We start from the raw sequence: 23,985 nt of genomic DNA, 5'->3' as shown, positions 1-23,985 counted from the left end.
ATTAGTTCCAAATTCGTCTCGCGCTTCGGACAGGAGAATTTTCTTAACGTTCACAGGAGTTATTTTTTTGACGCTCCGATCTCCTATGTCATTAAAAACAGTTTCGGCCTCACTTTGTGAGGCCGAAACTGTTATATTGTATCAAATTAGAACTGCATTTCAGGAATTTCACCTTCAATGATCAGATCTGCTTCTGTAGCTTTAATAATATCTTCTACTGAAACTCCCGGTGCTCTTTCCACGAGTTTGAAACCTTCCGGAGTTACATCCAGAACAGCTAATTCAGTAACCACTTTTTTTACACAGTTGACTCCTGTTAAAGGAAGAGTACATTTCTTAAGGATTTTGCTTTCTCCCGCTTTGTTCACGTGCATCATTGCAACAATAATATTTTCAGCAGAAGCTACAAGGTCCATAGCACCTCCCATTCCTTTCACCATTTTTCCGGGGATTTTCCAGTTGGCAATATCTCCGTTTTCTGAAACCTCCATGGCTCCAAGGATAGTAAGGTCTACTTTCTGACCACGAATCATCCCGAAACTGAATGCAGAATCAAAGAATGAACCTCCTTCTAAAATAGTAATGGTTTGTTTTCCGGCATTGATGATATCAGCATCCTCTTCTCCTGCGAAAGGGAAAGGCCCCATCCCCAAAACTCCGTTCTCACTCTGGAATTCTACGGAAATACCTTCCGGAACATAGTTGGCAACCAAAGTAGGAATCCCAATTCCCAGGTTTACATAATAACGATCTTTCAGTTCTTTTGAAATTCTTTTGGCAATTTGTTCTTTTGTAAGCATAATAAAAACTTAGACTGCAATTTAATTATTTTCACTTGAATACAAAAGAGCTTTGTTGTGTTCAATAATTAACACTGTTAGTTAAAATAATATCTGTAATTTTGCCTCATTATTTTAACAGAATGAAAATACTTTTTAAATATCTTAAACCTTATCAGTGGCTGATTCTCATTTCTTTATTTTTGGCTACTATTAATCAGGTTTTCTCTTTATTTGCGCCGGCTATTACAGGAAATATCCTGGATCAGCTGGTTACTCACCCTAATTTTTTTGATAAAGAAAAACTGCTGCCCAGAAATCTTAACGAATATCTCTACGGCAGCACAGTATACCATGGCGCATTTTATTTTCTAGGGTTACTTATCGGAACGGCCATGGTAAGTAGAATTGCAAAAGCTTTTCAGGATTATGTAGTAAGTGTGATTACCCAAAAATTTGGAGCAAAAATATTCACAGATGGTCTTCGACATTCCATGGCGTTGCCTTTTCAGGAGTTTGAAGATCAGAGAAGTGGTGAAACCTTGTCTATTTTAACGAAAGTAAGAGAAGATACGGTAAAATTCATTACTAATTTCATCAATATTTTCTTCGGAATTCTGGTGAGTATTATCTTCGTTTCAGTATATGCGATCCGTTTACACTGGTCTATTATGCCGGTTTATATCTCTGGAATTTTCTTTATTGCTATTGTCACCAATTTATTGAGTAAGAGAATAAAAGTAATTCAGAAAAACATTGTTACTGAAACAACAGCGTTAGCCGGAAGTACTACAGAAAGTTTAAGAAATATTGAGATTGTTAAAAGTTTAGGATTAACCAATCAGGAAGTAATCCGTTTAAATAACAATACCTATAAAATCCTTGGTCTTGAATTGAGAAAGGTAAAAAGCATCCGTTCTTTAAGTTTTATCCAGGGAACGATGGTGAATTTTCTCCAGCAAATGATTACCCTGACTTTATTGTATTTAATTTTTAAAAATATTGTGACTCCAGGGCAGTATCTGTCTCTGATGTTTTATGGTTTCTTTATTTTCGGGCCTATGCAGGAAATCGGGAACATCATTATTTCTTACCGTGAAGCAGAAGCTTCTCTTCAGAATTTTGACCGTTTAATGAAAAAAGAAGTAGAAGAAAAGCCTCTTCATCCAAAACAAATTGGCGCTATTGAAGAGCTGGAATTCAAACATGTTTCTTTCAAACATCAGTCTGCTCAGTATAAAGCCTTGAATAATATCTCTTTTGATCTTAAAAACGGAGAAACTATTGCTTTTGTAGGGCCTAGCGGTTCCGGAAAAAGTACATTGGTAAAACTGCTGGTTGGACTGTACAGACCTCAGGAAGGGAATATTTTTTACAATGGAATTAATGGAAAGGAGTTTGATTTTGATGAACTGAGAAATCAAATTGGTTTTGTAACGCAGGATACCCAGTTATTTGCAGGAACTATTAAAGAAAACCTTCTTTTCGTAAATCCTTCAGCTACTGAAGAGGAACTGGCTGTTGCTTTACAGAAATCGAGCTGTACAGCATTGCTGGAAAGGGCTGAAAAAGGAATTGAAACCGTTATTGGTGAAGGCGGTCTGAAGCTGAGTGGCGGTGAAAAGCAAAGAATTGCCATTGCAAGGGCGCTTTTAAGAAAACCTCATCTGCTGATATTTGATGAAGCTACTTCTGCGTTGGACAGTATTACTGAAGAAGAAATTACTACAACCATTAAGGACATATCAAAAGAGAGAGAACAAATTACAGTACTTATTGCACATCGTTTAAGTACAATTATGCATGCTGATAAAATCTATGTTCTTGAACGTGGGCAGGTAGTGGAAACAGGCTCCCACAGCAATCTGATTGCCGAAAAAGGCCTTTATTACGCCATGTGGAGACAACAAATCGGAGAAAGAAAAACACTGAATCCTCAAGCATAAAAAAAGCGCTGAAAATATTTTCAGCGCTTTTTTATTTTATTATTCGAGCTTATTCTTTAGTTCTTACTGTTCTCTGCTCAATTCTTTTTTCAAATTTTTCTCCCTGGAAAATTCTTTGAATCATGATTCCCGGAATATGAATTTCGTTGGGATCCAATTGTCCCGGTTCTACCAGTTCTTCTACTTCAGCAATCGTGATCTTCGCAGCTCCTGCCATAGGATGATTGAAATTTCTTGCAGATCCTTTGAAGATAAGGTTTCCGGCGTGGTCTCCTTTCCATGCTTTTACGATAGAATAGTCTGCTTCGTAAGCATGCTCCAGGATGTGAGGTTTCCCTTTGAATTCTTTTACTTCTTTTCCTTCTGCTACTTCAGTTCCGTATCCTGCAGGAGTATAAAAAGCAGGAATTCCCGCCTGGGCAGCTCTGCATTTTTCAGCTAAGGTCCCTTGTGGAGTAAGTTCTACATCCAGCTCACCTGAAAGCATCTGTCTTTCAAATTCAGCATTTTCTCCTACATAAGAAGAGATCATTTTCTTGATCTGTCTTTTGTGAAGCAGTAATCCTAATCCGAAATCATCTACTCCTGCATTGTTTGAAATACAAGTCAGATCTTTCACATCACTTTCTACCAAAGCATTGATTGAGTTTTCCGGGATACCGCAAAGTCCGAATCCGCCAAGCATCAGTGTCATTCCATCCTGAATTCCTTCGATGGCCTCCTTTGCATTTTTTACTCTTTTATCTATCATGAAATATTAGATTTTTCTGTTGGCTAAATTTAATAAATTTTCCGGTATATCCGATGAACCAAAATGATCCTGAATAGAATCCTTTTTTTCGATATTTAAAACTATAAAAATCAAACTTTTATCAAAACAAATGAACAAGTCTGTTCGTTTTTGTGGTATTTTTCGTCAATTTGATTTATATTTGAGGCTTCAAATCCAGAGATACAGTGTATTCTTATTTCGGATATCATTGACTTAAACACAATTTTAATATAAAAATTATTTTACGGCAGACCATTATTGCCCTTTTACTTCTTCTGATCTCTTCAGAGAATATTTCAACATTATACCATCACATTAATCATATACAAAATCAAACCTTAAATAAAACATGAAAAAATTATTTACCTCAGCATTACTTGCCCTGGTACTCAGCATCAATGTGTATGCACAAGAAAAAACATATTTTGATGAAAATTGGGAAAAAACCACTCAGGATAAAATGGAATATTACCGTGAAACGACTCCTAAAGGCAAACTCACCCTTATCAAAGATTTTTATAAGGACGGAAAACTTCAAATGGAAGGACTTGCTTCTGATGCAACTCCCAACAGTGAAGTTTTTGACGGAAAAGTAGTCTGGTACACTCCTGAAGGAAAGATCATGAGTACCGTAACTTATTCTAACGGAAAGCAGGTGGGAGATTCTCAGTCTTATGATGATAAAGGCCGGATTACAGAAGATATGGTCTACAAAGCTGACGGTAACTTTACTGGAAAAATGGTGTCATACAAGGATCCTGAAAATGAATCTTTTTATAACACGATAACCAATTATGAAAATTCTCTGCCCATAAAGACCATTATTTATGATGATGATATTAAAGGAATCAGATATGAAACCACTTCTGACAAAGACGGTAATTATGAGACTAAATATTACGGTGAGAAAGGGAAACTTATTGGTACATCTCCTTCGGGTTCAGGAGAGGGACTGCAGGTAGATTATTATCCGAATCCAATGAGGATTTCGAAAATCGAAAAAACTAAAAGTGACGGCAGTATAAAGGAAAGTATCATCTATGCTAAAAATGGACAGCTGCTTCAGGAACAGAAGAGAAACAAAAAAGACGGTTATAAAACCACTTATGATGAATCCGGTAAAAAAATAGGCCACCTTATTTATAAGTACGATAAAGAGAATGATATTTACCAGCCGACAGAGGGTGAAGATTATCAGCTTAATTATGATTATGCACTGATATCTTCTATTGATGTATATAAAAACGGCTCAATCATCACCAGTAAATATTTTGACGAAGAAGGAAAATTATCATCTGAGAAAATTTTAAAAGACGATGTTACCCAGGAGATTAAATATTATTCTCCGGATGGAAAACTGAAATCTACCTTAACCTATAAAGATGAAATGCCTTATAATGGTACAGCCTATGAAGGATTTACCGAAACTCAATATAAGGAAGGCGTTTTAGTGAATACTAAAATATATACTGAAGAGAAAAAGCTGAAATCTGAGAAGAAATTAAATTCTAAACAAACAGCTTACGACGCCACTATCTATGATAATAAAGGTATTCTCTTATACACTTACAACCAGCCTTTGAGTGAAGACGGAGATAATGATTACTTTTTCACAGCACAAATTGTACAGTATGTAAAAGGGAAACCCGCCAATAAATCTTCTGTAAAAGCAGGTATCTTACAAAGCGGAAAAATAAAGTTCAACACCTTAAACGGAGTTAAAGAACTTGAACGCAATGGAAAATGGGTACTCTTAAAACTTTACAGTACGGATGGAAGGCTTCTTCAGGAAACCAAAATACTGGCTGATATTCCGGACGAATATGCTTCTACCGAAAATCCGGCGGCATTAAGCGAAGATGATCTATATTTAGACTAATCACTGCATAAACATATGAAAGGCGGTTTCAATTTTTGGAATCGCCTTTTTATTTAAACGCAGATGACACAGATTTTCACAAATGTTTGTGGTAAACATTTCTGCAAATTGTTCAGATTGAGCAGGCGTTATGTTTAAACAATAAAAAAGAGACCGCTATTTCAGCAGTCTCTAAATTATAATTGGGTTTCGTTTACCTGTTACTGAATAATCAGCTTTAAAGTAAATAGTTTTCTTCCGTGTACTTTAACGAAGTAAACGCCCGTCGGAAGATTCTCATTCACCAAAGAGAAACGTTGGTTATTGATATTTTTTGACACATACAGTAATTCTCCAGAAGCTGAGACCAATTCAATTTTTTCAATCGGGTAATCACTTTTGATGAAAGTAGGCTGTCCCGGTTTGGTTGGGTTTGGATACAACACTACATTTTTCTCTGTACTTCTTGTTTCTTCCGTTCCTAATGTTGGTGAGGTTACCTGAAACTGTACCCTGTTTGAAACTTCTGTATAAGAATCATTGGTAAACATGACCATATAATAGTTTCCTGGTGTGGCAGGCACTGCTGTTCCCTGAATAGTTTTTGTCCCCTGAGTTACACCGTCAAAATACGTATAGGAAACAAAATTATCATCCGGTGTCTGAACACTTTGAGGGTAAATTCCTAACCAGTCTTTGATAATTCCCGGGGAATCTGTCCATGAAGCGGTAATGTTTTCTCCTAAAGTATATACCGGTTTATTGATCCAAAGATCTGTAACGATATCTCCTACTTTAAAGAATACCTTCTCCCCGATTCCGTTATATCCGTCTTCCAGCAGATACTGAGCGTAGTAGTATCCTTTCGGAAGCCCTGTAAAATTCAATGTTCCTGATGCAGTCGTTACATAGCTCCATTTGATAGAAGCTGTAGTTCCCGGAGTCTGTCCCATTTTATAAATTCCAATCCAGTCTTTCTGTAAATTAGGCCCGTCTGTAAAATTAAGAACAACCGTTCCTCCTACGGGATACGTATCAGAAGTTGTCTGCAGCTGAACTTTCGGACCTACATAGAATTCTTTTCTTGGAGTGATTTCTGTATACCCTCCGTTAGCAAAAAATCCTGCAAAATACTGACCTTTATTTGCCATACCATTATTAAACGTAACCGTTCCTGCTACCTGTCCATTAGTATAACTGTACACTTGTGAAGTAGTACTGGTCGGCGTTTGCCCTTTTTTATAAATTCCTACCCAATCCTGCTGATTTCCGGGACCTCCTGTGAAAGTAGCGGTAATGGCTTCATTTTGGGCATATTCTGTTTTATTTAAAGTAAATGTAGGATTTGAAACTACACTTCCCGTGATTTCAAACTGTTTCACATCACTCCAGTCACTCCATTCCAGGTTTCTGTCTCTGTAACGGGTTTTCACGTAATAAATTCCGTTTGGAATAGAGTTCGAAGCCAAGGTTGCTTTTGTAATGTCTACTCCATCATTCAGATTTTTGGTTTTATCAGGAGTTCCGTTTCCGTCTTTTCCGAACCAGTTTTCAAAATCACGGTAAAATTCCTTTTCAATCACAGAAAAATTGGATGTCTTACTGATCAGAAACTGTGTCGTGTTCAACAGTTCATTATTTGAAGAAGAAAATGCACTTCCATTCAATGTCAAAGGTAAAGTAGTAGTACCCGTAAAAGTGTTTGTAATGGATGGTTTTGCCGGTTTAGGCTGATTTTTATACCTATGGAAAGAATCTACCAGTACATTATTTTTCTTGTTGTATACTCCTCCGATAGAATAACATTCAATATCCACTTTTCCTGTCGGAATATCTACTTCTACGATCTGATACGTCCAGTCTGTCAAGGTTTTCTGAACATCATCAAAATCTTTTTCATTAGACATTCCCCAATACTGATCCCAAGCAGTTCCTCCGGAAATAATCTGATAATTCGGTGTATTTTTCAGCTGACCTCTGTGATATAAATGGTGGTGAGCACCAACGTGCATTAAATATTTATCCGAAGTTACCAGAAGCGGTACTGCATTTTCTCTTACCCATGTAGAGATATCTCCTACATACTGCTCAGCCTGATAAGGTCTGTGGCTCAAAGAAATGATCCAGTCTACTGTAGTATCATTATTAGCTGCTGTTAAGATCTGCTGAAGCCATGTCTGCTGTGCAGAACCCGTATGTTCTGAGCTTAAACTTACGAATAACACGTTCCCAGCCTGCTGAGCATAATAATTTTCATTTCCTGAGCTTATCCCTTTATAACTAATTTCATCAATATAAAAATGGGCATAGTAAGAATTCATTCCCATCGTTCCATAGGTTTCATGATTTCCTACTGTTGTCTGGATAGGGAGATAAGGTGATAATTTGATGTTCTTTTTAAAGTGAACATTCTCATAATGGTCCAATGTTCCTACATCCACCTGATCACCCACCATAAAAGTAAGGGCAATATTATCTGACGGATCTGAAGCAGCTCCGAATTTTTCCTTTAATTTTTTATACGCATTCAAAGTAAGCGTATCATATCTTGGCTCTGCTTTGATCTGGTTGTCCCCCATAATAAGGAAACGGATCTTTCCATTGGCAGTTACGGCCTGTCCCGGCAAAGGAAGTGTTCTGAAATTATAAACGGCAGATTCACTGGTTCCCGTTTTTATCTTATAATAATATTTAGTGTTCGGCTGCAAATTGGTAACCTTTGCTGTGTGATAATAATAGTTGTTATTATATCCGGTATCTGAGAAGATATTGGTTGTCCCTGTTACCGTCACGTTCAAATTCGTTGGAGAATTTCCGTAGATTACAGTTGTTTCATTATTGGAAGCTGTTTTCCAATTGACGATCATAGAATTCGGGGTTGGGTTTTGTAAATATGGAAACAAAACCTGTCCGAAAGCCATCTGGACCGCGAAACAAAAAAAGAAGAAATAATGTTTCATAATAGCTTTAGTTTTAAAATAACATATAGTTTTAAGTTGTGAATCAGGAATTTAAAAAATCGCTGTTCGGATTTTTTACTTCGGGCAAAAGTAGGTTTCCCATATAAACTCTGTCTGATGGTATTTTAAAGAAACCATTAATTTTTCAGCAAAACCTGAATGAAAAAATTATAGTTTTTAGTACATTAATTATTTGGCATATTTGAAAACTATTTTGTACATTTGCAACCTGTTATTCAACCTCTGACGAAGAACGTGTAAGTTGCTTAGCTTTAACATTTTATTTATTAATAATGGATTTATTAAAGTACGTACAAGACAAGTACATTGCGAAAAAAGAATTCCCTGAATTCAAAGCAGGTGATACAATTACTGTGTATTACGAAATTAAAGAAGGACAAAAGACAAGAACTCAGTTCTTCAAAGGAACAGTTATCCAATTAAGAGGTACTGGTTCTACAAAAACTTTCACTATCAGAAAAATGAGTGGTGATGTAGGTGTAGAAAGAGTATTCCCTATTAACCTGCCTGCGCTTCAAAAAATTGAGCTTGATAGAAAAGGTAGAGTTAGAAGAGCTAGAATTTACTACTTCAGAGACCTTAGAGGTAAGAAAGCAAGAATCAAAGACGCTGCTTACAAGAAGAAATAATTCAGACAACAATACATACAAAAAGAGGCTGTTTATCCGTAAACAGTCTCTTTTCTTGTTTAAAACATTCTTTATTTTCTATTTGAAGTTCCTTTTTGTTTCTAAATTATCAATATCATTCAACGATGTACACCCTGTCAAGGTTTAAAACCTTGACAGGGTGTAGAACTATCCGAACTATTTATTACCTACAAAAAATATTACTCATGTTTTATGAGATATTGCAAAGGTGTGGTTCCCGTCTGTTTTTTGAAAAAATCTATAAAAGCACTGTCTGATGAAAAGTCTAAAATATGAGACACTTCTCCTATTGAATTACCTTCTACCAAAAGTTCAATCGATCGCTGCAACCGCCACTGCTGCCTCCATTCCTGGTAAGACAACCCTGTTTCTTTTTTAAAAATACGGCTGATTGTTTTCTCAACTGCCCCAGCCTTTTCGGCAAGGTCTTTCAACATCGGCGGCATAGCATAGCGCAGAGTCCACTCTTCTGAAAATTTCTTTAAACGTCTGTCTTGCGGTATTTTAAGTTCCAGCTTTTCCTCCGGAGCTCTGCTTATTTCATCCCAAAATACATTCAGCAGACTGACCTGATCATTTCTGAGATCTGACCATTCCCAAAAGCAGATCCTTTCTATAATTTCTTTTAATAATGGATTTACATGCAGAACTTTAAGGCTGGAGTTCATATATTTTTCTGCATAGCATTTATCAAAATAGACTGATCTGTAAGCTACAATATTTCTAAAATTTACCCTATGCCTCTCATTGGCAGGAATCCAAAGCATTCTGAATGGAGGAAGAACGAACTGCCTGTCAGAAGTAGTGACTGTCATACAGCCAGAAGGTGCATATAGCAGCTGAGCTTTCGTTGTATGAAAATGAAAGCCGGAATCATGCATCACCATATCAGAAGCTATTCCAATGACTTTTTCCCGAATAGAATCCGCATCAAACTCTTCATTTTGTTCCAATACAGACATGTCTTATTTTTGATATTTTTTGTTTTTATATCATTATAAATATACATTGAAATTTTGGAAACTTTGCAGAAAAAAATGAAAAAGACAAATCCTATCTGGCTGCTGACTGTACTTGTAATGCTTCCTCAGTTTGTAGAAACCATTTATAGCCCGGTTTTGCCAATGATTCAGGAACAGTTCGGAGTGAAAGAAGAATCTGTTGCCCTTACGATTAGCTTATATTTTATAGCATTTGCTCTGGGAGTTGCATTTTGGGGAGTTCAATGTGACAGAATCGGAAGGAAAAAATCCCTTGAATATGGGCTTATCACCTATGGCATTGGAACACTGACAGCTGTTTTTGCGCCTAATTTCATGATTCTCCTTAGTGCCAGGATTATTTCTGCATTTGGAATCTCCGTCGGCTCTATTGTAACCCAAACGATTTTAAGAGATACTTATGATCAAAAAAACATCAGCAAAGTATTTTCCTGGATCGGGATTGGTTTATCCATAAGTCCTGTAATAGGAATGATTACCGGATCAGTATTGTCTTCTTCTGTTGGACATCAGGGAATTTTTATAACCTTATGCCTGCTTGCAGGGCTGTTTTTCATTCTTTCCCGGAAGAAAATTTCAGAAACCCACCATTCAGTAAAAGAAATCAACATGGGTATTTTAACTGATTTATTAAAGAGGATGCTTTGTGACCGAGCCATCATAAAGTGCTGCTTACTGATTATGAGTTTTAATGTCTTGCTGTTTTCTTACTACTCACTGGCTCCGTTTATCTTTAAAGAATATCATTATTCCTCTTATGTTTTCGGATACAGTAGTGTTATATTGGCTGGTGGAACATTTGCCGGAGCAAAACTTAACAGATTCCTGTTATTGAGGAATCTACAACCTAAACATTTAGTTAAAGCAGGTACATTTACTGCATTTATCGCCTCTATTTTTGTATGGATTCTGGCAAGTAAAGGGATATACTTTTTAATTCCATATTTCTTCATTGTGATGGCATTCAGCACTGTAATTCCTAATATTCTGAGTACTGCACTCATCAATTATAAAAACGAAACCGGAAGTGCCGGAGCTTTGCTGGGACTTATTTATTATATCCTGATAGGTTTAGGCCTTATAAGCATTGGTTTTATACAGAATTTAGGAATTTCCTGTATCTTGTTTTCGGGAATTGGTGTGTGTGCTTTACTACTCATTAATCACAGGGAGCAATAAATTTGAAACATTAAGTTTAATAAAGAGTCAGAATGGTTAAATTTCATTAAAGATAAAATAGTAAATAAAATAACTTAATATTCTAATCACTTATCCAACTTAATGTTTCAAATATTTTATAGTTATTAAGCTTATTCTATTGTATAAAATGATATAGAGCTTCAAAAAATTGAGGATATACTTCTATATGAGGAAGATGTCCTACATTGTCAAGCTCAACAAGCTTTGAACCGGCAATTTCGTGTTGAGTTTTCTTTCCTAGCTCCTGATATTGCCCCATTTTCGGTTGAAGTTCCTTGGGAGCTCTATCTTTCCCGATTGCAGTCCTATCTCTTGTTCCGATAATAAGGAGTGTAGGAACTTTTATATTTTTAAATTCATAACATACGGGCTGGTTGTAAATCATATCTGAGGTGAGTGCTGCATCCCAGGCTACCTGAGGATAATCTTTATGAAGCGTCCACCCTGCAATTAAGTCAAGCCATGGTTGATATTCTTCTTTCCATTTGTTATCATAATAGAATTTCAGCTGATAACTTTTATAGGTTTCCGATGTATTTTTAAGTTCAGATTGATACGCCTGATCAATGGTCTGATAAGTAGCAAAAGTTTTATAATCTTCAAGTCCGATCGGGTTTTCAAGAATCAGTTTCTGTACTTTCCCTGGATATAGTAATGTAAATCTGGTCGCTACCATTCCTCCCATTGAATGTCCCAGAACGATTGCTTTATCAATCTTTAGTTCATCAAGAATTCCTTTCGTATTTTCTGCCAGCTGTGAAAAAGAAAACTGGTAATCATGGGGTTTTGAAGACTTTCCAAATCCTATCTGATCAGGAATCACCACTCTGAATCCTTTAGCAGAAAGATCTTTCGCTGTCCTCTCCCAATAAGCCCCATTGAAGTTTTTCCCATGGAGAAGCATTATTGTTTTTCCATTAGGCTTTTGTGGTTTTACATCCATGTAAGCCATTTTCAACTCTTCGCCCTGCGACTTGAAATTAAAAAAATGAACTTCATAGGGATATTGATAATCAGACAGCATTGCATCCAGAGGTTTTACCTGTGAAAACATAAAACCTGAGACCGTCAATGTAAAAGCGGCCATTATATTTCTGAAATATTTCATGAAACTTTTATTTAAAGGATTAAAATTAAAAAAACCGCTCCAAAAGGAACGGTTTCAACTATTATTTTATTTAAATATTTTTAAGACAATTCTGCCATTGAAACTGCTTTTTCTTTCTTTGACGGTAAATTCATCAGAACAATAGCAAAAAGGATCAGGGTAATTCCTATCCATTGGATCAGAAATACTTTCTCACCCAGTAAAACAAAGGCCATCGTTACGGAAACCGGAAGTTCCAGTGAAGAAACAATACTTCCCAGTCCCAATCCTGCATTCGGAAATCCTACATTGAATAAAATCGGTGGGATAATGGTTCCAAAAAGAGCCAACACAAATCCATATGTCAGGAATATTGAATAATTGAATGAGTGAATATGCTCTGTATTTTCTGTAAAATTTAAGTATAATGATTTTAAACCATCAAAATACATAGGCCCAATCTGAGCAAAGAATAAAAATGCAAAAACCACTACAGAACCACCAGCCAACATGATAATACTTTTCCTGAAAACCGGAAGATGGGTAGCCAGCGTATTGGATGTGAACATCGTCAAGGTATATGAAGCGGCTGCCATTAATCCCCAGAAAACCCCATGCCAGTCTAGCTCTATCTCCATATTAATAAGATTAGTTGCCAAAACTGTTCCCAGCAATACAATAACTACAGAAACTACTTTCCTCGCGTTAGGCAGTTTTTTTGTAATGATACTTTCCACCACTACACTGAACCATACCGACTGCATCAACAATACAATAGCAATTGAAACATTGATATACTGTACAGCAATATAATAGAATAAGCTTGTTCCTCCTAAAGAAGTTCCGGCAAGCAGTAGCATTCTGACTTCTTTAGAATTTGGCAGCGATAACTTCTGTTTTGAGGTTAGAGTCTGAATAAGATTGAGGATCAAAAGTCCTGTCAAACCTAATACAAACTGGGAAGTCGTTACTTCCGAAGTGGTGAAACCATCATGGTATGCCATTTTCACAAAAGTGGCCAACATACCGTATATACTAGCTCCAATCCCTACAAATAAAACACCTTTTAGTATATTTTTCTTCTTCATAATTTTTTTAACAGCCTGCAAAGGTACAACATATAAATTAAACCTATCTGAAGTGTTATAATGATAGATAAACAAAATCGCCGCAAGCAAGCTTGCGGCGATTTTGAAATTAATTAATAAGTAAATTATTTTTTAACCATTACTTTTGAAGCTGCTTCAAAACCAAGTCCTTTGATTTTAACCATATAAGTTCCGTTTACCAGATTGCTTGTAGAAATTGCTTTCTTAGCATCCGGTGAAATTTTATCTTCAGAAGAAACCAATTTACCTGACATATCATAAAGTTCTACACTTACTTTTCCAAGAGTATTGCTTGGGAAGTTGATATAAAACTCGTCTTTAGCAGGATTTGGATAGATAGAAATATTCTTATTCTTATCACCATTCACTTCATTAGTAGCCAATAAACATGTCTCTGGTACATTAAAGTCCTGAACCTGATCATTAATATTATTTTTTACTCCTGCTGATGCATTCACTCCTAAACCTCTTCTTGCAAAAACTCCCCAGATCATGCATTTGTCAACACCTCCAGTTGTTGCCAACTCAGCAGCTAATATTGCATTTCTTCCATCAATAAAGCTAGGGTTACATGTCTGAAGCTTCAAAGCATCTGTTACCAGCTGTAATACTTTTGTACTTCCGTTAGGCGTTGTAGATAATACATCTGAAGAATAACCATATTTTTCAACATATTTCCAGTGAAGATCCCATAGCATAGTAGCCCAGACGAAACCAATAGAGTGTACATCGGGAACGATTGCTGATCCGTTATTGTATTCCATTCCATTTGTATCTCCATATGTAAATCCGTTAACAGCAAGACTTGTTGAATATTTTGCAGGTCTGATACCAGCACCTGTTATCGCCTGACCTAATGCATAAGTACCTGTACCTCTTGCTACAGTAGCATTATCTCCAGCTTTATTAGTCAGCATTAAAGCGAAGAAATCAGACCATCCTTCTCCCATCTGTTCTCTACTCACTCCTGCATTCAGACAGTTATATCCTGTACCTGTCATTCTGTTGGATATTCCGTGACCATATTCATGAGTTACGATTCCATTATCAAAGCTTCCATCAGGAGTCATATTTCCTTTTAGGGTAACATTTACAGTTGTACTTGCTGCCATCTGAGTTTTGATATATTCTCCTTCTGCATTGGTAATAAGTACTGAAGGAATTGTAATTGTTGGATCATTCCCTGCCATATTACCTATAGTAGCTCCATTCGCTGCGTTATTATATACAATAGCCGCTTTAGCTCCGGCATCCTGAAGGTTTTTCACTTTAATAGCAAAAGAACATGTTCCTCTCTCAACCAGTCCTATTTTATTAGTCAATGAACTTACAGGCAAAGCTGTACAACCATCCAAAACTGATGAAAGAGCTACATCTCCTGTTATTCCGCTCATAGGTAATGGAGCACCAAACTGTGCAGTTCCAGCTCCCGGTGTACGGGAAACGGCTGCAGTAGGTGCATTATAGTAGAATACCCTTCCAACTGGAGACCAAAGGTACATCTGCATTTTACCATTATAACCATCCTGCCCTGAAGAGAAATTCGCATTATTTAATCCGCTGCCATCCTGCGCCTCTGCATATACAGAATCATCATCTCCTCCTACAGGTCCATTACCAAAATTGTTCTGCTGGAAGTTTCTGGCAGATTCTGTAAATCCAAATTTGTAGAAAACATCATGAATTCTATTATTCAGATAAAATAAATTCGTAATAGCAGCATTCCTGTTGCTTAACGGAGTTTCATTGATATTAAAAGGGAAATCAAAATTTCTTGTGGCCCCACCATCTGCCGGAGCTCCTGTAAGATAATCAGGCGCTGTTAAAGCTGTTCCTGCAGCATCTTCATAAGCAAAAACATTATTTCCTCTTGTGACAGTATAATGATTAGTACCATCAGAATGCCATCCTTCAGGAGAAGCACTTAATATCCAAGGATTAGTAATGATTGATCTTGAACCAAAAGTAGGTGCTTCAATAGGCAATGGAAATACATTATATGATGCATTATCCGGTAAAAGTAACGGAATGTTATTCTGTGCTACATTATTTTGAGGCCCCATTAGGGTATTTTCAAAATGATCAGCATGGCTATAATCAGCATCTGAGCTGTAAGCATCATGATTGAAATTACAAGATAAAGTCAGGTTATTTTTTAACAGAATATTCCCATTGTTGGCATCTACTAAAATATTCCAGAAATTTGGAGACTTTGGTTCTGTTAAGGTATATTCATAAGCCAAACGCAGGTTTCCACTCTCGTCGTTGGTATATACAAGTCTTTGATTGGCTGATGTTGCTTTTTTCTGAGTCTTTTCAAGATATTCAAGAATTGTAAAATTTGCAATATCAGGGTTTTTCAGGTCTTCAGCAATTTTTTGAAGAGCTGTATTTTTATTAATAACAGCCGTGCCCGATGTAGATGCAGTATAGTCTTTTACAAAATTATCTGTATAATAAACAATTTTACTGTCTTTAATCAATGCTGTACCTACAGAGCTGTAAATGGGTAAACCATTATATGTCTGTAGAAATTTAACAACATTACCATTCAATGATTTTGACGGATCTACATTATCAACAATGATATTATTAAGATCAGATTTTTTATATTCTCTTATTTTATTTTGAGAAATATAATCTTTAATCAGTTTTTCATTATCCTGTCCAAACAATACTGTTGGAAATGCAGAAAATACCGCAAATAAAAGAGGTAGAGCTTTATTTTTCATATCCATTATTAAAGCCGCTAATCTACAAATAATTCACAAATCTTCAATATTTTTTTTATTTAAAATTTAAAAATAAATGAATACTTGAAAAACCATCGAATTAATACGACTTTACATATTTCTCAATAAAGAGAACGTCACCATAAATTTACTCCTACCACATTATATTTATCCCGCTTTAATATATTTTTGATGTGGTTATTTCATTAAACAAATCTTACATCAATGTATATTTTTTAACAATTATTGACTTATGTAATATTTTTTTTGAAAAAGCTCTATAATTTATTCTTTTCTATTATCAAATTTTATATTTATCATATATATTTAGATAAAAAAAGCCGCTCAAACGAGCGGCTCCTTATGTATCAATGGTTCAAAGATTATTTACCTTCTTCCATTTTTCTTTTCAACTCTGCTAATGCATCGATGTCTCCAAGAGTAGATCTTTCTTCGTTGTTTGAAGAAGAAGATACGTTTCTAGAAGAAGATTCTTTAACGTTTTTCTTTTCTTCGTCTCTGAAGATACCTGTGTGAGATACTACTACTCTCTTGAATTCTTTGTTGAATTCGATTACTTTGAATTGAGCATCTTCACCTTTTTTGATTTTAGATCCATCTTCTTTCTCTAATAATCTTGAAGGGCAGAATGCTTCTACTTCAGCATCTTCGAATTGAACAGAAGCTCCTTTATCGTGAACTTCTACAGCTTTACCAGCGTGGATAGTTCCTTCAGCATATTTAGTTTCGAATTTATCCCATGGGTTTTCAGTCAATTGCTTGTGACCTAGAGATAATCTTCTAGCTTGGATATCCAATTCAAGAACTACAACATCTAATTTATCACCTACTGCACAGAATTCAGATGGGTGCTTGATTTTCTTAGTCCAAGAAAGATCAGAGATGTAGATTAATCCGTCGATACCTTCTTCTAACTCTACGAATACACCAAAGTTAGTGAAGTTTCTTACAGTTCCTACATGCTGAGATCCTACAGGATACTTAGTTTCGATGTTTTCCCATGGATCTTTAGACAATTGCTTGATACCAAGAGAAATTTTTCTTTCTTCTCTATCTAAAGTTAATACTTCAGCTTCTACTTCATCACCTACTTTTACGAAATCTCCAGCAGATCTTAAGTGAGTAGACCAAGACATTTCAGAAACGTGGATTAATCCTTCTACACCTGGAGCGATTTCTACGAATGCACCATAGTCAGCAAGAACTACTACTTTTCCTTTTACTTTGTCACCTACTTTCAAGTCAGCAGAAAGAGCATCCCAAGGATGAGCTTCTAATTGCTTCATACCTAATTGGATTCTTGTTTTCTCATCATCGAAATCAAGGATTACAACTTTTACAGTCTGTCCGTCCTCTAGGATTTCAGATGGGTGGTTCACTCTAGACCAAGAAAGGTCTGTAATGTGGATCAATCCATCAACACCTCCTAAGTCAATGAATACACCGTAAGAAGTAATATTCTTAACAGTACCTTCAAGAACCTGACCTTTTTCAAGCTGAGCGATGATTTCTTTTTTCTGACCTTCGATATCTGCTTCGATCAATGCTTTGTGAGATACAACTACGTTTTTGAACTCAGGGTTGATTTTCACAACTTTGAACTCCATAGTTTTTCCTACGAACTGATCGTAATCTTTAATTGGCTTAACGTCAATTTGAGAACCAGGTAAGAATGCTTCGATTCCGTGAACGTCAACGATCATACCACCTTTAGTTCTTGATTTAACAAAACCGTTAACGATTTCTCCAGTTTCGTGAAGTTCGTTTACTTTATCCCAAGCTTTAAGCGTTCTAGCTTTTCTGTGAGATAATTGTAACTGACCAGTTTTGTCTTCTCTCTTGTCAACCATTACTTCTACCTCGTCACCTACTTTTAGGCCTTGGTTGTAACGGAATTCGTTAAGAGAAATAACACCTTCAGATTTGAAGTTGATGTCTACGATAGCTTCTTTGTCAGTTAATCTTACAACTCTACCAACTAAAACGTCATTATCGTTTAGGCTGTTAAGAGATCCGTTATAGATTTCTTCTAAATCGCTTTTTTCTTTTCTCGCATCTGCATCAAGACCTGATTCGAAAGAATCCCAATCAAATTGTTCCGGTGCTACGTTTTGGTTTAATAAAACCTCTGCTGAATTTGTCTCTTTTGACATTTTCTAATAAAAATTTGTATTCCTTCTTTTTTAACGGTTTGAATAAATGCGGATTAAAAAATACGGAAGTAATTAATTTTAAGTAATTTACCCATCAAACCTTTTCGCCACAAAAGTGGATGCAAAGATACACTTTTTATTTAACATCAACAATGAAGCTTTATTCATATTTAATTAAAATCAATCGAATCTTTAAAATGAATGTAATAGATTGATCAGCAGAATTGTTTAATAATTAAATAGTATCAAATTCAAGAGATCTGATAAACAAAATAGCTATGCAGAAAAAAAATATTTTTATTTTAATTGGTATCCTTTTCTATACCATCAATATAAAAGCCTGTACAATTTTTTCCTGTTCAAGAGGAGGTGAAACATTTGTTGCAGCCAACGAAGACGATACCACTCCCTTTACCAGAATTTGGTATAACCCAGCTAGCTCAAATCGCTATGCCTCCGTTTGCTTCGGAGCCCCTGACATGCAGGTAGCCGCAGCCATGAATGAATACGGACTATTCTTTGATTTTGCAGCAGCGAATTATGATTTCACCCAATTGAACCTGACCAATCCCTATCCCGGAGATATCATGTGGGAAATCCTAGGAACATGCAAAACTGTAAAAGAAGCCATTGTTATATTAAAAAAATATGACTACATATCTTACTCCCAAGCTCTAATAGCGGATAAGTATGGTAATTCTGTATTAGTTAACCCCAAAGGAATAACTGAAAAGAATGGAGACTTTCAAGTGAATTCAAACTGCAATATGATTAATGGGAAGCTATCATGCAGGCGGCCAGAAATTGCTAATGAAATGCTTTCCGGATCGAAAGAGAACAGTGTGGAATTTCTAAAAAAAATTTTGGATAAAACCCATCAGGAAGGCGAACTCAATACATTATACTCTACAATCTTCGATTTAAAAAAGGGTATTATTTATGTCTATCTTTTCCATGATTATAATATAGTCTATATTATCGATCTGAAATCTGAATTAAAAAAAGGATACAGAATCGAAAACCTTGCGGATCATTTTCCGGCTTCGTTTGCTTATGAAAATTTTTCAAAGAACCATTCTTTATATCTTAAAGAATCTATTTTTCAGGAGATGAAAAATAAAGGTATAGATAGAACAATCGACCATTATATTTCAGAAAGTGAAAAATTATCTCCAAAAAATGAAAAATTAAATTCTGCCTTACTGGAAGCAGCATTACAGCTCATTAAATATTCCTGGAACGAGCACAATAATGGCAGTATGTGGTACTATTGGTTCAGTAAACCTTATGGATATGATGTACAGCAATATAAAGACAGAAAACTTACTTCAGCAGAAAAACTTTTAAAGTATTTATCTTCCAAGGAAACTACAGATCTTAAACTTCAGAATTTCATGTATGAAATGATTGGGTTTATCAATCTTACGCAGGGAGACAAAATTTTGGCAAAAGAATTTTATGAGAAAGCAGTAACTAATCCCGATAAAGCCTATAGTGTAACATTAATCCGGGGAAAAGAAATACTTAACAGAATGAAGGATATAAAAAAGTAAGAAAAGGAAAATTGGGGAAACTGTATTACTTATAAACCCTGATATCCTCAACTCTAAAACCTTCAAAATTCACTACCTTTGCACCATGGAACTACAATCAATCTACCAGAAGCTGCAGATTCAGGATATGAATCAGATGCAGAAATCTACTTATAATGCGTCTGAAAACAATACAGACATTGTTTTGCTCTCTCCTACAGGATCTGGAAAGACTCTTGCTTTTTTATTCCCGGTTCTTCGGAATCTGAAAAAAAATGTTCAGGGAGTTCAGGCATTGATATTGGTTCCGGCCAGAGAACTGGCTTTACAGATTGAGCAGGTTTTCAAAGCTATGGGAACGGATTTTAAAGTATCTGTTTGTTATGGTGGACATGATAAAAAAATCGAGGTTAACAATTTAATTGAAGCTCCTGCTGTTTTAATAGGAACTCCGGGAAGGGTTGCTTACCACGTAAGAAATAATAATTTTGATCCGAAAACGATTAAAACACTCGTTCTTGATGAATTCGACAAAGCTCTGGAGCTAGGTTTTCATGAAGATATGGAGTTTATTGCAGGCTCATTAAAAGGCCTTTCTCAAAGAATTTTAACATCAGCTACGACAATGGATGAAATTCCATCGTTTACTGGTCTAAAAAATGAAAAAACCATCGATTTTTTAAAACTAAGTGAAGTAAAACCAGATATCCAATTGCGAAAAGTAATGACAATTTCTGAGGAAAAGCTGGATACTTTGTTTAATTTAATCTGTAAAATAGGAAATAAAAGGACTCTTATTTTCTGTAACCACCGTGAGGCTGTTGACAGAATTTCTGAACTTCTTCATCAGATGGGAATCGACAGAGAAACCTTCCATGGCGGTATGGAGCAGGACGAAAGAGAACGTGCATTGCTGAAATTCAGAAATGATTCCGCAAGAATTCTTATTACTACAGATCTTGCTGCCCGCGGACTTGATGTTCCGGAAGTAGAATCTATTGTACATTATCAGCTTCCTCCAAAAGAAGATGCTTTCATCCACAGAAACGGGCGTACTGCAAGAATGAATGCCAAAGGTTTTGTATATCTGATCATGACAGAGGACGAAAACTTCCCGTTCATTAAAAATAATACTCCTGAAGAAAGTGTTTCCGGATTTACTAAAGTTCCGGAAAAAACACCTTTCCAGACTATTTATATCAGTGCCGGAAAAAAAGATAAGGTCAACAAAGTGGATGTTGTGGGATATCTTATCAAAAAAGGAGAACTTCAGAAAGAAGATATCGGTTTGATTGAAGTAAAGGATACAACTTCTTATGTTGCTGTTTCCAGAAGCAAAGTAAATGCTGTTTTAAGAAAGCTTCAGAACGAAAAGCTGAAAGGAAAGAAAGTAAAAATGGAAGTTGCTTATTAAAAATATGATTCTTTAGACAAACAATATATATGTCATTGCGAAATGCAGAGATCGCTTTCCGCAATGACATTCATATTATTTTATTCCTCTTACTTTGGTAGGAAAAGTATACACAGATTTTGAGGCGGTAATAAAAAGTATATCATTATTTTCTCCACCAAAAGTTACATTGGAAGTCCACTTTTCAGGGATAGGAATATGGTAAATTTTCTTTCCGGAACGGTTAAAAACATGTACTCCATCTCCTGTAAGATAAAGGTTTCCGTGCTTATCCAGCTCCATTCCGTCTGATCCCATTTCACAGAAAAGTCTTTTTTCTGACAATTTCCCTTCACCCAATATGTCATATACATAAGTTTTCCCGGCATCAATATCAGAAAGGTATAATTTTTTCAGTTTTTCACTGCCTACAATTCCATTTGGCTGGGTAAATGTATCCAGCTTGATAACTTTCCCTGATTTATCTCTGTAATAAAGGCTTTTGTGTTGCAGTTCCTGTTTAAAACCGATCCAATAATCTCTTTCGTACAGTGGATCTGTAAAGTACATTCCTCCGGCTTCATCATTCCAAACGTCATTGGGACCGTTCAACCTTTTTCCTTCAAAACCTTTAAGCAGAACTTCTACTTTCTTGTCTTTGGAAATTTTCCAGATCTCTCCCTGATCATCCGAGCAGGTAATCAAATATCCGTCTTTATCAAAGTGTGTTCCGTTTGCCCTTCCCGTCTTGTCTAAGAACTCTATTACCTTATTGCTTTTCCAGTCCCAATAATAGATCTTATCATTGGGTTGATCGGTAAAGTAAACATTCCCTTCTTTATCTGCTGATGGTCCTTCTGTGAAACTGAACGTATCAGAAACCATTTCCGGCTTTACTCCTTCATACAACATTTTACTATAATTTACTGATTGACAGTTTACCAATGCGAAAACCAAACCAATCATGCCTATTTTAAATATATTCTTCATACTTCATTTTTAAACCTGCAATTTACAATATGACCTACAGGTTTCAAAATATTTTCCCGTTTTGATACAATAAAAATCAAAAACACAAAATGTCCCAATTATCCTATTTTTGAAGTAGATCATATTAGTACTGCAGAGATATAATCCGGAGCTTTGCAGTAACAGGATTGATCACTTTTTTAAATGAAAAATCAATTAAAAAAATGAGAATGATCCTGTTGAAAATAGTACCAAAATACTTTTATAGCATACAATAATGAGCGCAGAGTCCAACAATATCAAGTCTTTGGAAATTGAAAGTGAAGATTTCAGAAATTCAGTGGGAACAATGGATGAAACCGGAAAAAGGAAGTGGATATTCCCCAGAAAGCCTAAAGGAAAATACACCAATTACAGGAATTACACCAGCTATTTTCTTCTTGCCCTTTTTTTCGGACTGCCTTTTGTAAAGATCAACAACAATCCTTTTCTGCTCATCAATGTTATCGACAGGAAATTCTTTATCCTCGGGCAGCCTTTCTATCTGCAGGATTTTTTTATCCTTGCATTGGGAGCAGTAACTTCCGTTATTTTTGTGATGTTATTTACGGTAGTTTTCGGAAGGATATTCTGCGGCTGGCTTTGTCCTCAAACTCTTTTTATGGAAATGGTTTTCCGTAAAATAGAATATTGGATCGAAGGAGACCGAAATAAACAGATGAAACTTGACAGACAGGAATGGGATGCTGAAAAAATAAGGAAGAGACTTACAAAATGGTCCGTATTTATTTTGATTTCCCTGCTCTGCTCTACTTTTATGTTTATGTATATCGTAGGCTATGAACAGGTTTTCCAGATTATGCTTGAAGGGCCTTCAGAACATCCTTTAAAGTTTATTACGATGATCTTTTTCACGATGACTTTCTATTTTGTTTTTGCATGGCTTCGCGAGCAGGTATGTACTCTGGTCTGCCCTTACGGAAGGCTTCAGGGAGTTCTGATTGATAAACAGACAATCAACGTATATTACGATTTTAAAAGAGGAGAAGGCCGTTCAAAATGGAAAAATAATGAAGATAGAAAAGCTGCTGGTAAGGGAGATTGTATTGATTGTAACCAATGCGTTGTTGTCTGTCCTACGGGAATTGACATCAGAAACGGGCAGCAACTGGAGTGCGTGAATTGTACAGCTTGTATTGATGCCTGTGATGAAGTAATGGAAAAGGTAGGTTTACCTAAAGGATTAGTTCGTTATGCTACAGAATCAGAAATTGAAAACCGCGAAAAGTTCAGATTTACACCAAGAATGAAGGCAACGACCGTTATTCTGGCATTGCTGATCGGATTCCTTGGATTTTTAATGTATGATCGCGGTTCTATGGAAGCGAAATTTATCAAACCGGCAGGCTCTACATTTTTCGTTAAAAACGGTAAAATCACCAATACCTTTATTTATACTCTTCTTAATAAATCTAATGAAAAAAAGACGTTGAACATCAAAGTTATCACCCCATTGAATGCTGAAATCACTTATTTCGGCTCTGAAACAATCATCTTAAAAGGAGACCAGATCCTGAAAGGGAACATTAATATTTCCTTCCCTGAAGAAGACATTAAGTTTTCAAAACAAAATATGGTCATCGGAGTTTTTGATGAAAAGGGAAAACTCGTAGATTCGTTTGAAACGACTTTTGAAGGACCGTTTAAGTTAGCTTTGTAGGTGGCAGATGATAGGTTGCAGGAATTAGGGATTAGGGATTAGGGATTAGGGATTAGGGAAAATACTCTGTGAAATATTGATA

General features: G+C 35.9%; 16 protein-coding genes. 7 read left to right on the top strand and 9 right to left on the bottom strand.

Annotation, left to right across the window (positions count from 1 at the left end):
• Positions 1-146: 146 nt before the first annotated feature.
• Positions 147-800: a CoA transferase subunit B gene (locus tag CHRYMOREF3P_RS21620; protein WP_180565496.1), complete on the bottom strand. Its 654-nt coding sequence runs from the start codon at positions 798-800 to the stop codon at positions 147-149.
• Between the two features lie 122 nt (positions 801-922).
• On the opposite strand from CHRYMOREF3P_RS21620, the gene CHRYMOREF3P_RS21615 reads away from it, so the two are divergent.
• Positions 923-2,725: an ABC transporter ATP-binding protein gene (locus CHRYMOREF3P_RS21615; protein WP_180565495.1), complete on the top strand. Its 1,803-nt coding sequence runs from the start codon at positions 923-925 to the stop codon at positions 2,723-2,725.
• Positions 2,726-2,774: 49 nt separating this feature from the next.
• Here the strand turns inward: CHRYMOREF3P_RS21615 and CHRYMOREF3P_RS21610 are convergent, their stop codons facing one another.
• Positions 2,775-3,476, bottom strand: a complete 702-nt coding sequence (locus tag CHRYMOREF3P_RS21610; RefSeq protein WP_047423619.1) for a CoA transferase subunit A — start codon at positions 3,474-3,476, stop codon at positions 2,775-2,777.
• A gap of 370 nt (positions 3,477-3,846) precedes the next feature.
• On the opposite strand from CHRYMOREF3P_RS21610, the gene CHRYMOREF3P_RS21605 reads away from it, so the two are divergent.
• Complete coding sequence (locus CHRYMOREF3P_RS21605; protein ID WP_180565494.1) at positions 3,847-5,376, top strand: membrane-binding protein; 1,530 nt, start codon at positions 3,847-3,849, stop codon at positions 5,374-5,376.
• Positions 5,377-5,576: 200 nt separating this feature from the next.
• On the opposite strand, the gene CHRYMOREF3P_RS21600 is transcribed toward CHRYMOREF3P_RS21605, so the two are convergent.
• Entirely contained in the window at positions 5,577-8,315 is a 2,739-nt protein-coding gene (locus tag CHRYMOREF3P_RS21600) for a fibronectin type III domain-containing protein (RefSeq protein WP_180565493.1), read from the bottom strand.
• A gap of 293 nt (positions 8,316-8,608) precedes the next feature.
• On the opposite strand from CHRYMOREF3P_RS21600, the gene rplS reads away from it, so the two are divergent.
• Positions 8,609-8,965: a 50S ribosomal protein L19 gene (rplS, locus tag CHRYMOREF3P_RS21595; RefSeq protein WP_047376947.1), complete on the top strand. Its 357-nt coding sequence runs from the start codon at positions 8,609-8,611 to the stop codon at positions 8,963-8,965.
• A 200-nt stretch (positions 8,966-9,165) separates the two neighbouring features.
• Here the strand turns inward: rplS and CHRYMOREF3P_RS21590 are convergent, their stop codons facing one another.
• Positions 9,166-9,948 carry an AraC family transcriptional regulator gene (locus CHRYMOREF3P_RS21590; protein ID WP_180565492.1) on the bottom strand — a complete coding sequence of 261 codons (783 nt, stop codon included), beginning with the start codon at positions 9,946-9,948 and terminating at the stop codon, positions 9,166-9,168.
• A gap of 75 nt (positions 9,949-10,023) precedes the next feature.
• Between CHRYMOREF3P_RS21590 and CHRYMOREF3P_RS21585 the strand changes: the two genes are divergently transcribed.
• On the top strand, positions 10,024-11,166 hold the full coding sequence (locus CHRYMOREF3P_RS21585; protein ID WP_180565491.1) for an MFS transporter: 1,143 nt from the start codon (positions 10,024-10,026) through the stop codon (positions 11,164-11,166).
• Positions 11,167-11,302: 136 nt separating this feature from the next.
• Here the strand turns inward: CHRYMOREF3P_RS21585 and CHRYMOREF3P_RS21580 are convergent, their stop codons facing one another.
• The 4 genes from CHRYMOREF3P_RS21580 to rpsA form a co-directional block, all read right to left on the bottom strand.
• The gene (locus CHRYMOREF3P_RS21580) at positions 11,303-12,295 is read right to left on the bottom strand and encodes an alpha/beta fold hydrolase (RefSeq protein WP_180565490.1); all 993 of its coding nucleotides are present in this window, start codon (positions 12,293-12,295) and stop codon (positions 11,303-11,305) included.
• An 80-nt stretch (positions 12,296-12,375) separates the two neighbouring features.
• A complete protein-coding gene (locus CHRYMOREF3P_RS21575; RefSeq protein ID WP_077415246.1) occupies positions 12,376-13,362 on the bottom strand; it encodes an EamA family transporter in 987 nt (328 codons plus the stop codon).
• 125 nt (positions 13,363-13,487) lie between these two features.
• Positions 13,488-16,115, bottom strand: a complete 2,628-nt coding sequence (locus CHRYMOREF3P_RS21570; protein WP_232539081.1) for a T9SS-dependent M36 family metallopeptidase — start codon at positions 16,113-16,115, stop codon at positions 13,488-13,490.
• Positions 16,116-16,498: 383 nt separating this feature from the next.
• Positions 16,499-18,289 carry a 30S ribosomal protein S1 gene (gene rpsA, locus CHRYMOREF3P_RS21565; RefSeq protein ID WP_077415250.1) on the bottom strand — a complete coding sequence of 597 codons (1,791 nt, stop codon included), beginning with the start codon at positions 18,287-18,289 and terminating at the stop codon, positions 16,499-16,501.
• Between the two features lie 278 nt (positions 18,290-18,567).
• On the opposite strand from rpsA, the gene CHRYMOREF3P_RS21560 reads away from it, so the two are divergent.
• A complete protein-coding gene (locus CHRYMOREF3P_RS21560; RefSeq protein ID WP_180565488.1) occupies positions 18,568-19,842 on the top strand; it encodes a carcinine hydrolase/isopenicillin-N N-acyltransferase family protein in 1,275 nt (424 codons plus the stop codon).
• An 85-nt stretch (positions 19,843-19,927) separates the two neighbouring features.
• The gene (locus CHRYMOREF3P_RS21555; protein WP_180565487.1) at positions 19,928-21,235 is read left to right on the top strand and encodes a DEAD/DEAH box helicase; all 1,308 of its coding nucleotides are present in this window, start codon (positions 19,928-19,930) and stop codon (positions 21,233-21,235) included.
• Positions 21,236-21,310: 75 nt separating this feature from the next.
• Here CHRYMOREF3P_RS21555 and CHRYMOREF3P_RS21550 read toward each other — a convergent pair whose 3' ends face one another.
• Entirely contained in the window at positions 21,311-22,204 is an 894-nt protein-coding gene (locus CHRYMOREF3P_RS21550) for an SMP-30/gluconolactonase/LRE family protein (RefSeq protein ID WP_077415256.1), read from the bottom strand.
• 256 nt (positions 22,205-22,460) lie between these two features.
• On the opposite strand from CHRYMOREF3P_RS21550, the gene ccoG reads away from it, so the two are divergent.
• Positions 22,461-23,903 carry a cytochrome c oxidase accessory protein CcoG gene (gene ccoG / locus CHRYMOREF3P_RS21545; RefSeq protein ID WP_180565486.1) on the top strand — a complete coding sequence of 481 codons (1,443 nt, stop codon included), beginning with the start codon at positions 22,461-22,463 and terminating at the stop codon, positions 23,901-23,903.
• Positions 23,904-23,985: the final 82 nt, after the last annotated feature.

The sequence above is a fragment of the Chryseobacterium sp. JV274 genome, from assembly GCF_903969135.1.
Taxonomy (GTDB): Bacteria; Bacteroidota; Bacteroidia; order Flavobacteriales; family Weeksellaceae; genus Chryseobacterium.
This window is presented reverse-complemented; position numbering and strand designations above follow the sequence as displayed.

What these genes read in the sequence shown, in the direction of transcription:
- ccoG (WP_180565486.1), top strand. Translation starts at nt 22,461, where the DNA reads ATGAGCGCAGAGTCCAACAATATCAAGTCTTTGGAAATTGAAAGTGAA.
- CHRYMOREF3P_RS21605 (WP_180565494.1), top strand. Translation starts at nt 3,847, where the DNA reads ATGAAAAAATTATTTACCTCAGCATTACTTGCCCTGGTACTCAGCATC.
- CHRYMOREF3P_RS21550 (WP_077415256.1), bottom strand. Translation starts at nt 22,204, where the DNA reads ATGAAGAATATATTTAAAATAGGCATGATTGGTTTGGTTTTCGCATTG.
- rplS (WP_047376947.1), top strand. Translation starts at nt 8,609, where the DNA reads ATGGATTTATTAAAGTACGTACAAGACAAGTACATTGCGAAAAAAGAA.
- CHRYMOREF3P_RS21580 (WP_180565490.1), bottom strand. Translation starts at nt 12,295, where the DNA reads ATGAAATATTTCAGAAATATAATGGCCGCTTTTACATTGACGGTCTCA.
- CHRYMOREF3P_RS21585 (WP_180565491.1), top strand. Translation starts at nt 10,024, where the DNA reads ATGAAAAAGACAAATCCTATCTGGCTGCTGACTGTACTTGTAATGCTT.
- CHRYMOREF3P_RS21600 (WP_180565493.1), bottom strand. Translation starts at nt 8,315, where the DNA reads ATGAAACATTATTTCTTCTTTTTTTGTTTCGCGGTCCAGATGGCTTTC.
- CHRYMOREF3P_RS21610 (WP_047423619.1), bottom strand. Translation starts at nt 3,476, where the DNA reads ATGATAGATAAAAGAGTAAAAAATGCAAAGGAGGCCATCGAAGGAATT.
- CHRYMOREF3P_RS21615 (WP_180565495.1), top strand. Translation starts at nt 923, where the DNA reads ATGAAAATACTTTTTAAATATCTTAAACCTTATCAGTGGCTGATTCTC.
- CHRYMOREF3P_RS21570 (WP_232539081.1), bottom strand. Translation starts at nt 16,115, where the DNA reads ATGAAAAATAAAGCTCTACCTCTTTTATTTGCGGTATTTTCTGCATTT.
- CHRYMOREF3P_RS21590 (WP_180565492.1), bottom strand. Translation starts at nt 9,948, where the DNA reads ATGTCTGTATTGGAACAAAATGAAGAGTTTGATGCGGATTCTATTCGG.
- CHRYMOREF3P_RS21575 (WP_077415246.1), bottom strand. Translation starts at nt 13,362, where the DNA reads ATGAAGAAGAAAAATATACTAAAAGGTGTTTTATTTGTAGGGATTGGA.
- CHRYMOREF3P_RS21555 (WP_180565487.1), top strand. Translation starts at nt 19,928, where the DNA reads ATGGAACTACAATCAATCTACCAGAAGCTGCAGATTCAGGATATGAAT.
- CHRYMOREF3P_RS21560 (WP_180565488.1), top strand. Translation starts at nt 18,568, where the DNA reads ATGCAGAAAAAAAATATTTTTATTTTAATTGGTATCCTTTTCTATACC.
- CHRYMOREF3P_RS21620 (WP_180565496.1), bottom strand. Translation starts at nt 800, where the DNA reads ATGCTTACAAAAGAACAAATTGCCAAAAGAATTTCAAAAGAACTGAAA.
- rpsA (WP_077415250.1), bottom strand. Translation starts at nt 18,289, where the DNA reads ATGTCAAAAGAGACAAATTCAGCAGAGGTTTTATTAAACCAAAACGTA.